Annotated in this window: 14 protein-coding genes; 4 read left to right on the plus strand and 10 right to left on the minus strand. The window is 66.2% G+C overall.

Annotated elements, in window-relative coordinates:
- Positions 1-52: 52 nt before the first annotated feature.
- A complete protein-coding gene (locus BAY61_RS29505) occupies positions 53-529 on the minus strand; it encodes a Dps family protein (RefSeq protein ID WP_091802788.1) in 477 nt (158 codons plus the stop codon).
- Positions 530-676: 147 nt separating this feature from the next.
- The gene (locus BAY61_RS29510; RefSeq protein ID WP_091802785.1) at positions 677-1252 is read right to left on the minus strand and encodes an NADPH-dependent FMN reductase; all 576 of its coding nucleotides are present in this window, start codon (positions 1250-1252) and stop codon (positions 677-679) included.
- A gap of 124 nt (positions 1253-1376) precedes the next feature.
- Between BAY61_RS29510 and BAY61_RS29515 the strand changes: the two genes are divergently transcribed.
- Positions 1377-2438 (plus strand): alpha/beta hydrolase, encoded by a 1062-nt coding sequence (locus BAY61_RS29515; RefSeq protein WP_091802782.1) that lies wholly within the window; start codon positions 1377-1379, stop codon positions 2436-2438.
- Between the two features lie 87 nt (positions 2439-2525).
- Here the strand turns inward: BAY61_RS29515 and BAY61_RS29520 are convergent, their stop codons facing one another.
- The 4 genes from BAY61_RS29520 to BAY61_RS29535 all read right to left on the minus strand — a co-directional run bounded on the left by BAY61_RS29520 (position 2526) and on the right by BAY61_RS29535 (position 6597).
- A complete protein-coding gene (locus tag BAY61_RS29520) occupies positions 2526-3968 on the minus strand; it encodes a catalase (protein ID WP_091802777.1) in 1443 nt (480 codons plus the stop codon).
- Positions 3965-4414, minus strand: coding sequence for a Fur family transcriptional regulator (locus BAY61_RS29525; RefSeq protein ID WP_091802775.1), 450 nt, complete (start codon positions 4412-4414; stop codon positions 3965-3967). Before BAY61_RS29525 ends, BAY61_RS29520 begins: the two co-directional genes overlap by 4 nt.
- A gap of 64 nt (positions 4415-4478) precedes the next feature.
- A complete protein-coding gene (locus BAY61_RS29530) occupies positions 4479-5084 on the minus strand; it encodes an acyl-CoA-like ligand-binding transcription factor (protein WP_091802772.1) in 606 nt (201 codons plus the stop codon).
- On the minus strand, positions 5065-6597 hold the full coding sequence (locus BAY61_RS29535; RefSeq protein ID WP_091802767.1) for a DHA2 family efflux MFS transporter permease subunit: 1533 nt from the start codon (positions 6595-6597) through the stop codon (positions 5065-5067). Before BAY61_RS29535 ends, BAY61_RS29530 begins: the two co-directional genes overlap by 20 nt.
- A 112-nt stretch (positions 6598-6709) precedes the next feature.
- Here BAY61_RS29535 and BAY61_RS29540 point away from each other — a divergent pair, with 112 nt between their 5' ends.
- Positions 6710-7921, plus strand: coding sequence for an MFS transporter (locus tag BAY61_RS29540; protein WP_091802763.1), 1212 nt, complete (start codon positions 6710-6712; stop codon positions 7919-7921).
- On the opposite strand, the gene BAY61_RS29545 is transcribed toward BAY61_RS29540, so the two are convergent.
- Entirely contained in the window at positions 7893-8264 is a 372-nt protein-coding gene (locus BAY61_RS29545; protein ID WP_091802761.1) for a hypothetical protein, read from the minus strand. The genes BAY61_RS29540 and BAY61_RS29545 overlap by 29 nt on opposite strands.
- Positions 8265-8380: 116 nt before the next feature.
- Here BAY61_RS29545 and BAY61_RS29550 point away from each other — a divergent pair, with 116 nt between their 5' ends.
- Positions 8381-9532 (plus strand): DUF418 domain-containing protein, encoded by a 1152-nt coding sequence (locus BAY61_RS29550; protein ID WP_091802758.1) that lies wholly within the window; start codon positions 8381-8383, stop codon positions 9530-9532.
- Positions 9533-9597: 65 nt separating this feature from the next.
- Here the strand turns inward: BAY61_RS29550 and BAY61_RS29555 are convergent, their stop codons facing one another.
- Entirely contained in the window at positions 9598-10683 is a 1086-nt protein-coding gene (locus BAY61_RS29555) for an aspartate-semialdehyde dehydrogenase (protein WP_091802755.1), read from the minus strand.
- Positions 10684-11946, minus strand: a complete 1263-nt coding sequence (locus tag BAY61_RS29560) for an aspartate kinase (protein WP_091802752.1) — start codon at positions 11944-11946, stop codon at positions 10684-10686.
- Positions 11947-12120: 174 nt separating this feature from the next.
- Here BAY61_RS29560 and BAY61_RS29565 point away from each other — a divergent pair, with 174 nt between their 5' ends.
- Positions 12121-12723: a nitroreductase family protein gene (locus BAY61_RS29565; RefSeq protein ID WP_091802749.1), complete on the plus strand. Its 603-nt coding sequence runs from the start codon at positions 12121-12123 to the stop codon at positions 12721-12723.
- On the opposite strand, the gene BAY61_RS29570 is transcribed toward BAY61_RS29565, so the two are convergent.
- Positions 12724-13173 (minus strand): hypothetical protein, encoded by a 450-nt coding sequence (locus BAY61_RS29570; RefSeq protein ID WP_245865548.1) that lies wholly within the window; start codon positions 13171-13173, stop codon positions 12724-12726. It abuts the gene before it with no gap.
- Positions 13174-13229 lie beyond the last annotated feature (56 nt).

The raw sequence follows: 13229 nt of genomic DNA on the forward strand, positions 1-13229 counted from the left end.
TCCGGGAATCGTCCTCCGCGCAGCCGGTACGCGATGGTTCCCGGGCGCACTCTCAGGCTTGCTGGGCCTGCCACATCCAGTGCTGCTTCTCCAGTTCGGTCGCCACCGAGATCAGCAGGTCCTGGGTCACGAGATCGCTCTTGTCGGTCTCGTCGATGCGATCGCGCAGGCGCTTGATCAGCTCGGCGAGCGTCGCGACGATGGCGGCCACGGTGGCCTTGGTCGACTGCCAGTTGTCCGGATACTCGGGCAGCCCCGAACTCTTCACGACCGTCTTGGCCTTGCCGTTGGGCGAGACACCGATGGCGTTGGCGCGTTCGGCCACGTCGTCGACGAATCCCCTCGCGGCCGAGACCAGCTCGTCGAGTTGCAGATGCACGCTGCGGAAGTGTTGCCCGACCACGTTCCAGTGCGCCTGCTTGGCGATGAGCGAAAGATCGACGAGATCGACAAGCGTCGATTGCAGTGCGGCCGCCGTGATTTCCTTGTCGCTCTCCTTGAGCGGGCTGGAGATGGGCGAGTTGGCCATCATGCTGTCCTCTCTGCGCTGTCAGCCAGCGGCGTATCGGGCCGCGGCCTGAGAGACGGATCCCCCGTCCAGCGTCCGCTGAAACGCGTTACCTCGCACCTAAGGCGTGTCTGACGATCCCGTTGCCTGCCGCACGGCAGAGGATCATCAGACACGACCTTGTGCGACAGCGAACTCGGCGACCTGCCGACCGATCAATCGCAGCGTGTTGACCACTTTCTCCTCGGAGGCCCCGCCGATGTCGTCGAACTTGACCTCGGCCGAGTTCACCGCTCCGCCGAGTGGAGTCGGCCAGCCGCGCAGGGCGTGCGTGATCGTGCGGAGCTGGTTGAGCGTGCCCACCGCCGCCTGCCAGCCGAACGCGACCGCGACGAGCCCCACGGCCCGTCCTTCGAGGTAGGGCCGCCGGTCGGACCGCAGGTCTTCGGCGTAGTCGAGTGCGTTCTTGACCAGCCCGGACAGCGCCCCGTGATAGCCGGGCGAACCGATGATGAGGCCATCCGCTTCCCGGATGGCCTCGATCAGTTCGATCGCCTTGTTCGAGCGATCGGTGACTCCCGCGTCGAAGAACGGCAGGTCGAGGCCGCTTGCCGTGATGGCCGTCGTGTGCGCGCCCGCCTCCGCCGCTCCGGCGAGCGCGACCCGTAGCGCCCGTTCGGACTGCGAGCCCTCTCGTAGTGAGCCGCCAATGCCGAGCACCTTGATCGCACGCGTCGAAGTCACGCATCCGAGGCTAGACCCTCCAGTTAGGTAGAGGACGAGTCCGAACGGAGGGTCCTCCGTCACACCTGGTGTTCGAACCTACCGACCAGTAGCCTGAGGCGGTCATCGGCGATCGGAGACGAACATGGCTGTACCGCTGGAAATCCGGGTTCAAGCGCTCGCGGCCCAGCTTCTCTACGCGCTGCCGCTTTCGCTGCGCCGAGCGTTCGCCGGCAGGCCGATCCGGATCGACGGCCAGGAGCTGGCGCTGGATGCCCAGCTTCTGCTGCGCATGCAGAAGCTGGTGGGCGCGAAACTGGTCAACGGGGCCTCGGTCGCGGAGGCGAGAGCCGGTCTCGACGCGGCCCGGCACCTCGTGAGCGGCAAACCGATCAGCTCGATCGACACGAGGGACATCGACATCCCCGCCGAACACGGCGTGATCGCGGGCACGCTCTACACCCCGCACGGGCTCGCCGCGTACTCCGGCCTGCTCGTCTTCTACCACGGCGGTGGCTGGGTCATCGGCACCAGAGCAAGCCACGACACCACCGCGCGGTTCCTCGCCGCGAGAGCGGGCGTGCGGGTGCTGTCCGTCGAGTACCGGCTCGCGCCGGAGAATCCGTTCCCCGCCGCGCAGGAGGACGCGGTGACCGCGTTCGACTACGCGTACGCCAAGGCTGCCGAACTTGGCGCCGACCCGAGGCGCATCGCCGTCGGCGGCGACAGCGCGGGCGGCAACCTCGCCGCCGTCACGGCACAGGTCACCAGCGGGAGAGGCGGCCCGGCACCCGCGTTCCAGTTGTTGCTGTACCCGGGTGTCGACGCGGGCAGCCGCCACCCTTCCCGCGATCTGTTCCAGGAGGGTTTCTTCCTCACCGACGAGGAGATGACCTGGTTCCTCGACCACTACGCGCCTGACGGTGTCGACAGGACCGACCCGAAGCTGTCTCCCCTCCGCGCGGCCGACCTCACCGGCCTGCCGCCCGCCTACATCGCGACGGCGGGCTTCGATCCGCTGCGTGATGAGGGCGAGGCGTACGCGGCAAGGCTCGCCGAAGCGGGTGTGCCGGTCGCGTTGAGCAGGCAGGCCGACCTCATTCACGGCTACGTGAACTTTCTCGGCATCGGCAAGCGCTTCGCCGAGGCCACGGCCGAAGCCGCCGGCGCACTGCGAGTCGGCCTCAGCCACCCCACGACGACCTGACCCCGCTCATGCGAACGGCCCCCGGCGCGTTGATCGCCGAGGGCCGCCGCATGTGGTGGGAGAGCAGTAGATCTCGCGGTATCCAGTCTACTTTCCGAACGCCCCGGCGACCGTGTCACCGAGGTCCTTGTCGACGTTGCGCCAGTACTCGAAAACGCGTTCCAGCACCGGCGCCGACACGCCGTTGCTCGCGTGGCCGATGATGTTGCGCGCGAGACGTTCCCGCTGCGCGTCGTCCATCACCGTACGCACCAGCGTGCCGGCCTGACCGTAGTCGTCGTCCTCCGCGTGCAACCGGTAGGCCGACCTGACGACCTCGTCGACGACGCCGTATGCCGACGCCGTCTCACTCGCCAGCTCCGCGTCGGCGTGCGGGCCGCCGTAGGAGTTCGGCGCGTACACCGGGTCGGCCGGGTTGTGGAACCGCATCGCGCCGTCCTTGGAGTAGCTGTTCACCTCGGACTTGGGCGCGTTGACGGGAAGCTGCGTGTAGTTCGTGCCGATGCGGTAGCGATGCGCGTCGGCGTAGGCGAACAGCCTGCCCTGCAACATCTTGTCCGGCGAAGGCCCGATGCCGGGTACGAGGTTCGACGGCTCGAACGAAGCCTGCTCGATCTGGGCGAAGTAGTTGGCGGGGTTGCGGTCGAGAACCCACCTGCCGACCTTGATCAACGGGTAGTCGCCGTGCGGCCAGACCTTGGTCAGGTCGAACGGGTTGAACCGGTAGTCCGCCGCTTCCTGGTAGGGCATGACCTGGACGTAGAGGGTCCAGCTCGGGTGGTTGCCCTTGTCGATGGCCGTCCACAGGTCGCGAATGTGGAAGTCGGCGTCCTCACCCGCGAGCCGGTCGGCTTCGGCCTGCGTCAGGTAGCCGATGCCCTGGTCGGTCTTGAAGTGGTACTTGACCCAGAACTTCTCGCCGCCCGCGTTCTCCCACAGGTAGGTGTGCGAGCCGTAGCCGTTCATCTCCCGCCAGCTTCGAGGAAGGCCCCTGTCTCCCATGAGCCAGGTGACCTGGTGTGCCGACTCGGTGCGCTGGGTCCAGAAGTCCCACTGCATGTTGTGGTCGCGCAGGTGGTTGTCGGCCCTGCGCTTCTGCGAGCGGATGAAATCGGGGAACTTGATCGGGTCCCTGATGAAGAACACCGGGGTGTTGTTGCCGACGATGTCGTAGTTGCCCTGGCTGGTGTAGAACTTCACGGCGAAGCCGCGCGGATCGCGCCACGTGTCGGGGGAACCGTTCTCTCCGGCGACAGTCGAGAAGCGGACGAGGCTTTCGGTGCGCGTTCCCGGCTGGAACAGCGCCGCCTTCGTGAACTGGCTGACGTCCTCGGTCACCTCAAGGAAGCCGAACGCACCGCCGCCCTTGGCATGCACGACGCGTTCCGGAACCCGCTCACGGTTGAACTGCGCGTTCTTTTCGATGAGGTAGTGGTCCTGCAACAGGATCGGGCCATTGGCTCCCAGCGTCAGCGAATCGTCGTCACTGGCGACGGGGATGCCAACGTTGTTGGTGGTCGGCTTCGTCACGCCGATGTCTCCTCTTCGTGGTGGGTTTTGGTACACATCGGACACAGCCCCCAGAAGACGATCTCGGCCTCGTCGACCGCGAACCCCGCCGTTTCGGAGGGTTCGAGGCACGGCGCGGCGCCGTGAACGCAATCGACGTCCTCCGTGCGGCCACAGTTCCGGCAGACGAGGTGGTGGTGATTGTCTCCGGTTCGTGTTTCGAACCGGGCCGGATGCCCTGCCGGTTCGATCCGCCTCACCAGGTTCGCGTTGGTACAGGCTCCGAGCACGTCGTAGACGGCCTGCGTCGACACCGAGCCGAGCGCGCGCCGCACTCCCGCCGCGACCTGGTCGGCCGTGGTGTGGGGGTGATCGGCGAGCCATTCGAGCACCGCGACTCTCGGCGCCGTGATGCGCAGTCCCGCCGCCTTGAGACGTTCCCTTACCTGGCTGTTCTGGTGAGGCATGACGAAACCAACCCTGCCTTGTTTTCTGGAATCAGTCAAGAAAACACGCTCGGCCGAGTACCGATCACAGTGGGAGACCGGCATCCAGCAACGCGAGCGCCGAATCGACCTGCGCCAGTAGCTCCTCGACCGAACCGCCCTCTTCGAGCGTCGTGAAATAAGCGGAAACGACGACGCCGATGACCGCGCCGGTCCACGCCCTGAGGTTGGCGTCCCTCGAATCGCGGCCGATCCGCTCGGCCACCGCGTCGTTGAACATCTTCAGGTTGTCGGTCACCTGCTCAAGCAGCCTCGACCGCAGCTCGGGCACCTCGAAGATCAACCGTTGCCGGGCCCGTTCCCTTTCCGACTCCTCGTTGCCGAGGTTGCCGCCGACCTCGGCGAGCGCGGCCCGCATGGCGGCCAGCGGTCCCATCTCGGCGGGCTGATCAAGGAAACACTCGACGAAAACAGGGTCGAGCTGGTCGTAGAGGACCGTGTCCTCCTTTGTCGGGAAGTAGCGGAAGAAGGTACTCGGCGAGACCTCGGCCGCCGCCGCTATCTGCTCGACGGTGGTTGCCGCGTAACCCTGTGCCACGAACAGTCGCAGCGCGTGGTCCTGGATCGCGGCCCGCGTCCGTGCCTTCTTCCGCTCCCGCAGCCCGACGGGCTCACCCCGCGACGTAGTCATACTCCGATTCTGCCTCTCCCACATCCTCGGGACGCGGCGGCAGGAAGGCGAGTGTCAGCACGGCGCCGACAACGGCGACACCGGCGCACACCCACAGTGTGCTGGTCATTCCGCCGACGAACGCTTCTCGCACCGAGGTGAGCAACACCGGCGAGCCCAACTGGTCCGCGACGCTGACCCCCGCTGCGGCCGTGTCCTCGACGGCTGCGGCCGCTTTGGCCGGAATGCCTGCCGTGTCGACACCGGCGCGATAGCTCGCCGCGAGGACCGTCCCGAGTATCGCGACACCCAGCGTGCCACCGACTTGGCGCATCGCCTGCAACATTCCCGAGCCGACCCCGCTTCGCTCCGACCTGAGCGCGCCCATGGCCACGTCCATCGAAGGCGGGAGCGTGAACCCGAGCCCGATGCCGATCACCGAAACCCACACCGCGACGAACCCGTAGCCGTCGGACACCTCCGTCGTGGTGCCGAGCGCGAGACCGGCGGCCATGATGACGAAGCCTGCCGCGACCACCACCTTGGCGCCGAATGCCGCGCGCAGCCGGTCGGCGATCGGCACCCCGACGATCAGCCCGCCGACGACGGGCAGCAGGCGGAGGCCGGTTTCAAGCGCGTCGGTTCCCCCGACGGCCTGGAAGAACTGCGGCAACACGAACATCGCACCCATCAACGCGAACGAAGCGACCGTCGCCAGCACCGCGCCCCAGGTGAACCCCGCGGACCGGAAGAGGCTCAACTCGACGAGCGGGTACCGCACCCTGCGCAGCCACGCCACGAAGGCGGCGAGCACGGCGAGTCCGGCGAATATCGGCAGCAGCGCCTCGACCGAGCCCCAGCCCTGTTCACCCGCCTCGACCAGCCCGTACGTCAGGGCGGCGAGACCGGCGACACTCAGCACGATGCCGACGTAGTCGATCCGCTGTCCCCTCCGCCCCGGCACGTCGGGAAGCAACCAGGCGAGCAACACGACACCGACGGCGACGAACGGAAGGTTCACCAGGAACACCGAACCCCACCAGAAGTTGTCGAGCAGCCAGCCGCCGACGACGGGGCCGAGCGGAATACCGACGGCCATCGCCGCCGACCAGACCGCGATGGCCTTTGCCCTCTCCTTGCCGGGGAACAAGACCGTCAACACCGACATCGAGAGCGGAATGAGGAACGCGGCACCGACGCCGAGCAGGGCCCTCGCCGCGATGAGCAACTCGGCCGTTCCCGCGTAGGCGCAGGCGACCGAGGCCGCTCCGAACAACGCCATCGCACCGATCAGCAGCTTCTTGGTTCCGAACTTGTCGCCGAGCAGACCGGCAGGCAGCAGCCCCGCGGCGAGCACGAGCGTGTAGGCGTTGGCGAACCACTGCAACTCGCCCGTCGACGCTTCCAGATCGACCGCGAGCGTCGGCAACGCGACGTTGAGGATCGTCACGTCGAGCCCGAGCGCGAGCAGCGCGACGGCAAGCGCACCGAGCGCCCACCATCGGCGTGGATCAGGACTTTGGTCAGCGGCCATGATGTCCCCCTTAACTGAAAGCAACTACCTTTTGATAGTAGCTTTCAGTTTGCGGCGACGCCAGGCAAAAGAAGTTGCACGGTCGTACCAGGACGTGGTTACTGTCGTATGCGTGCCGTTCCAGCCGTACCGTCAAGTGCTGCGCATCCCCGGTGTCCCTGCCTCGATGCTGCTGATGTTCTTCGCCCGTCTCCCCATGACGGCAATGGGACTCACGCTGACCCTGCACATCGTCAGCGACCTCGGCCGCGGCTACGGCGCCGCGGGGCTCGTCGGTGCCGCGACGACGGCGGGAACGGCACTCGGCGCCCCGCTCATCGGCAGGCTCATCGACCGGCACGGACTCCGGCCCGTCGTCCTGGTCTGCGGCGCGGTGTCCTGTGCGTACTGGATCAGCACCCCGCATCTCCCGTTCTACGTACTGCTCGCGGTCGCGCTGCCCGCGGGAGCGCTCGTCGTTCCGGCCGGCTCGATCGCGAGGCAGGTACTGACCGCGCTCGTACCCACCGGCCAGCGCCGCACCGCGTACGCGCTCGACACGATCTCGGTCGAGGCGACCTTCATGGTCGGTCCGGGGCTCGGCATCCTGGTCAGCACCCAGCTGTCGTCCTCGGTCGCGCTCACCGGCATCGGTGTCGCGTTCGGACTGCTGTCCGTCGCGCTGTTCGCCATGAACCCGCCGATCCGCACGGCGGAGGAGAACAGCAAACCCGCGACGGCACGGCCCCCGATCCGGTCATGGCTGAGCCGTCCGCTGATCGCGACCCTGCTGACGGCGGCAGGCGCGCTGTTCGTGCTCATCGGCACCGAACTCGCCGCGCTCGCGGTACTGCGCGCCTCGGGCGAAGTGGACTGGACCGGTGTCGTGATCGCCGTGATGTGCATCGCGTCGCTGATCGGCGGGCTCGCCCACGGCGTCGCACGCCATTCGCTCAGTCAGCTCCGGCTCATGCTGTTGCTTTCCGTACTGGTGATTCCGGTCGCGCTCGTCGCGGGACCGTGGTGGCTCCTCGCCCTCGCGCTCATCCCCACCAACGTCGTGTGCGCGCCTACCCTCGCCGCCACGACGGAGTCGGTGAGCAAGCTCGCTCCACCAGCCGTGCGGGGCGAGGCCATGGGGCTACAGGACTCGGCGACGCGCATCGGCCTCGCGCTCGGCAGTCCCGTCGTCGGATTCGTCATCGACCACTCCCAGCCGGGGTGGGGGTTCGTGGCGGCTGGCCTTGGCGGGCTCACTTTCGCGGCGATGGGCATCGTCCTGCGCAAACGTCCCACCAAGGCCGCCACCACACGCCCTAAAGGCAAGCGTCGCGTAGCTGCTTGAGGTTCTCCAGGTTCCGCTGAAGCCACTCGTTGAACCCGCTCAGGTGGTCCAGCTTCCGCTGCTCGAACTCAAGGTAGGCATCGGACATGCGGAACAAGGTTTGTTGCAAATCCTGTTCGGCCACCTCGTTGCCCAGTTCACGTAGCCGCTGAGCCTTCTCCTCCGCTCCCGCCCTGACCTGCTCCGGATCCACGTTCGGGTTCAGATCCGCAAGCCCCAGTGCCTCCGTGCACACGCTGGCCTTGTCTCCCAATCGGTTTGCCTCATCGACGGCCGAGTTGACCTCGGAACATCCCGCGAGCAGCAGTACACCCAGCGCGGCAAGCGCGCTCACCTTCACCATGCCGTCGAACCTATGATGTTTGCGCCTTTTTGCCTACCTGGGCTCATCCCACAGGCCGACGCGAACAGCGCCGCCCCGGCCCTAGCTTCATCCCGTCACGACACTGGGGAGGGGACATGGCGGCTCACGGTCGCATCGCGGCACTCGACATCATCAGGGGTGTCGCCATACTCGGCACACTCGGCACCAACATCTGGATCTTCACGGATCCCCTTGGGGCCGCTGGGTTTTTCGCCTTACCCGAACCGGATTCGTTCGACGGTTTCACCGAGACCGCCCTGCGATTCCTGAGCAATGGCAAGTTTCTCGCGCTGCTGTCGTTGTTGTTCGGCATCGGCCTCGAACTCCAGTACCGTTCCGCGATCCGCAAGGGAAAACGGTGGCCTGGCTGGTATCTGTGGCGTTCGGCACTACTGCTCGTCGAAGGACTCCTGCACTACGTCCTCATCTTCGAATTCGACGTCCTCATGTACTACGCGGTGGTATCAGTGCTGGTCGCGTTCCTCGTCGCTCGCGGCGACCGGGTGCGCAAGGCGTGGCTGATCGCCGCCGGTGCGCTGCACCTAGCGTTCGTGTCGTTGGTGACAGCGGGGATGTACATCGACGGCGCGACCATCGCGACCGGAAGCGGGGGCGCCGGTACGGGAAGCTGGCTCGCGCAAGTCCAGCATCGGCTCACCGACATGGGCATGTACCGGGCGGAAGCCGTTTTCGTGATTCCGCTCAGCACCGTCCTCTTTCTCGCCGGTATCGGCCTGCTCAGGGCGGGAGCCATCGAGAACAGCGGCAGGGGCACCGCGATCCAGCGCAAGCTGATCGGAATCGGGATCGGCATCGGTCTCCCGCTCAACGTGTCGACATCGTTCGCCGGACCTGAACTGTTCTTTGTGGACAGGTACGTCGCCGCGCCGATCGTCGCTTTCGGCCTGCTCGGTCTCGTGCCGTGGGTCGTGCACAGGATGCGCGAGCAGGAAGGCCCACTGCGCAGGGGAATGGCCTCCGTCGGCAGGATGGCACTTTCCTGCTACGTGCTCCAGAACCTGATCGCGGGAATCCTCTGCTATGGCTGGGGATTCGGTCTCGCGGAGACCATGGCGGACGCGAGGCCGTGGTGGGTCGTCGGTTGTTTCACCGGAATCAGCGTGCTGCTGCTCGCGCTTTCTTCGCTGTGGCTGCGGCGATTCTCGCGTGGTCCACTCGAAGCCGCGTGGCAGTGGGCCTATCTCGCGCCGCAGGGTCAGTCGGCCGTAGCGGCGACGCCGCACTGAGTGCCCACATGATTCAGGCCCGCGAGTTCCGAATTCGGGACTCGCGGGCCTGACCGAGCCTGATGTCAGGCGAGCTTCGCCGCCACCTGCTCGGCGATCTCGTAGGTGTTCAACGCCGCTCCCTTGCGCAGGTTGTCACCACACACGAAGAAGTCGAGCGTGTTGGGGAAGTCCAGCGCCTGGCGCACCCTGCCGACGTAGGTCGGGTCGGCACCGACGACCTCCGCGGGCGAGGGAAAAACGCCGTTCTCTGGATCATCGGTGAGCACAATGGACGGCTGCGCCTCGAACAACTTGTGTGCCGCCTCGACGGTGACCTCGCGCTCGAAAGTCGCGTGCACCGCGAGCGAATGCGTTGTCACGACGGGAACACGGACGCACGTCGCCGACACCTTCAGCCCGGGGATACCGAGGATCTTGCGCGACTCGTTGCGAACCTTCAGTTCCTCGGAGAACCAGCCGTCGCCCTTGTAGGAACCCGCGGAGGGAACCACGTTCAGCGCGAGCGGAGTACCGGCGAACGGGGTGTCCGCGACCGGCAGCCCAGCGGCTTCGAGCGCCGCCCTGACATCGCCGGCCTTCGAGCCGAGTCCCTTGCCCGCGACTGCTTCCAGCTCGGCGTAGAGCCGGTCGATACCGTCCTGCCCCGCGCCCGAAGCCGCCTGATACGAGGAGACGACGAGGCTGGTCAGCCCGAACTCGCGGTGCAGCGCGCCGAGCGCCGCCATCATCGACAGCGTCGTGCAGTTCGGGTTGGCGATGATGCCCTTGGGGTAGTGCTCGGGGTTGCCGACCTTGTCGGCATTGACCTCGGGTACGACGAGCGGAACCTCGTCGTCCATCCGGAAGGCACCCGAATTGTCGACCGCGACGGCGCCTCTTGCGGCCGCGACGGGCGCCCACTCGGCTGAAACCTCGTCGGGTACGTCGAACATGGCGACGTCGATGCCGTCGAATGCCTCGGGCTTGAGCTCGACGACTGTCAGCTCCTCGCCCCTGACCGTGATCTTCTTGCCTGCCGAGCGCGCGGAAGCGATCAACCTGATCTCACCCCACGGCACGCTCTCGCGGCCGTTGATGATGTCGATCATGACGGTGCCCACCGCACCGGTTGCGCCTACCAAGGCCAGCGTGGGTGACTGCCTACTCATTCAGCGTCCGCTCCCTGCGTACACGACGGCCTGTTCGTCACCGCCGAGTTCGAATGCGTCGTGGATCGCGCGCACCGCTTCGTCGAGCTGCGCATCCCTGATCAGCACGGAGATCCGGATCTCCGAGGTGTTGATGATCTCGATGTTCACGCCGGACTTCGCGAGCGCCTCACAGAAGGTCGCCGTGACACCGGGATGCGAGCGCATCCCCGCTCCGACAAGAGAAACCTTGCCGACGTGGTCGTCGTAGAGCACGGCGGCGAAGTCCAGTTCCGCCTTGATGCGCTCAAGCTCGGCAACAGCCTTGGGGCCATTGGACTTCGAGAGCGTGAACGTGATGTCCGTCCTGCCCGTGGTGTTGGAGATGTTCTGCAACACCATGTCGATGTCGATCTCGGCCTCCGCGACGGTGCGGAAGATGCGGGCGGCCGCTCCCGCGTGGTCGGGAACACCGGTGACCGTGATCTTGGCCTCCGACCGGTCGTGTGCGACCCCGGTGATCAAAGCTTGTTCCACAGGAAGCTCCTCAATCGAACCGGCCACGGTCGTGCCCGGCTTGTCACTGTAGGAAGAACGGACCCTGATCGGCACCCCGTAACGACGCGCGTATTCGACGGACCGCAGGTGAAGGATCTTGGAACCGCTCGCGGCGAGTTCCAGCATTTCCTCGTACGGCACGGTGTCCAGCTTGCGCGCGTCGGGAACGATGCGCGGGTCGGCCGTGTAAACACCGTCTACATCGGAATAGATTTCGCATACGTCGGCACCAAGCGCCGCAGCGAGCGCGACAGCCGTGGTGTCGGAACCGCCTCTTCCGAGCGTCGTGATGTCCTTCGTGTCCTGCGCGACGCCCTGAAAACCGGCGACCAACGCGATGTAACCCTGCTCAAGCGCGTCGGTGACGCGACTCGGCGTGACATCGATGATGCGCGCGTTGCCGTGAACGGATGTGGTCACCACGCCTGCCTGCGAACCGGTGAACGACCACGCCTCGGCACCCTGCGCCGAGATGGCCATGGCGACCAGCGCGTTGGAGATACGTTCTCCCGCGGTCAGCAACATGTCCATCTCACGCTCAGGCGGGACGGGGTTCACCTGCTCGGCAAGATCGAGCAACTCGTCGGTGGTGTCGCCCATCGCCGAGCACACCACCACGACCTCGTTGCCCGCCTTCTTCGTGGCGACAATCCGTTCGGCCACCCGCTTGATCCGGTCGGCGCTCTCCAGCGACGAACCTCCGTACTTCTGGACCACGAGCGCCACGTGCCCGAACCTCCTCGCTGAGCGGACCCTGACTCCCGGTCGTTTCGGAAGGACATCCGCTCGATACCTTCGCGAAACAGGGTACCGGTGGCGCGTTTCGCCAATACCCGGCTTTGTGGCGGTGACCACTCCCCGGCCGGTGCTGACTGTATACATTTGCCATAGGGTTGCCCGATGAACGACAAGGCAGCCGAGACGAGCGCACCGATTCACGACATCATCGCGACCCGGTGGAGCCCACGGGCGCTCGACGAATCAGCCGAGGTCAGCGAGGAACAATTGCGCGCGCTGCTCGAAGCGGCGAGGTGGGCACCTTCGTTCGGCAACACCCAGCCCGCGCGTTACCTGGTCGGCAGGCGCGGCGACGACACATTCCGGCGGATACTCGCGACACTCACCACCAGCAATCAGTCGTGGGCAGGCCGCGCCTCGGCGCTGTTGATCGGTGTCGCCGTCACCCACAACGAGAAAGGCGAAATTCCTTACGCCGAATACGGTCTCGGCCTCGCCGGGGAGAACCTTGTCCTACAGGCCGTCGCGGAAAACCTGGTCGCCCACCAGATGGCCGGTTTCGACCCCGATGCCGCAAGGGACGCCTTCGAGATTCCGGAAGGCACGAGGCCGGTCATCGCCATCGCGGTCGGCGTACTCGCCGAGCCCGAAGTACTCGGCGAGCAGCGCGCGATCGAAAGGGAGGCCGCCGTACGCAAGCGCGTTCCGCTTCACGAATTCGCGTTCACCGGCACGTGGGGCCGGCCCGCCTTCGAGGCCGGTTGATCAGTTCGCTCCGCCGACCCTGCGGATCAGCCTGGCCACGATCGACGAAACCACGAGCCAGAACAACGCCGCGATGCCGAAATTGACCAGAACCGAGAGTTTCGGATCCTCCGGCTGGAACAGATCGTGGAATCCGAGCGAGAGCGACCGCGACCAATCGGAGACGAAGGACACAATGCCGTTGTCCTGATTGGCCTCGCCGATCACGAAGATCACGTGCAGAACGAGTATCAACGCGAAGATCAGGCCGACCCAGCGGACGATTCCGGCGAGCAACCCCACCACTTGGTCCTTGACCGCACGCCAATCGGCACCCTTGCGTGACTGCTCGGGTTCCGGCTCGGGATTGCGGTACGTCGAAACCGCAGGCGACTGGGGAATCGGAGCCGGCGTCGTGGCTTGTGCCGGGGCTTCCTCGCCGGATTGCGTGCGCTCGGATTGCTCGCCCATGCCCCGCAGTTTCCCACGCTCGAAGCCCAAAAGCTACGTGCCGGTAACCAGTGAAA

The sequence above is a fragment of the Prauserella marina genome, from assembly GCF_002240355.1.
Classification (GTDB): domain Bacteria; phylum Actinomycetota; class Actinomycetes; order Mycobacteriales; family Pseudonocardiaceae; genus Prauserella_A; species Prauserella_A marina.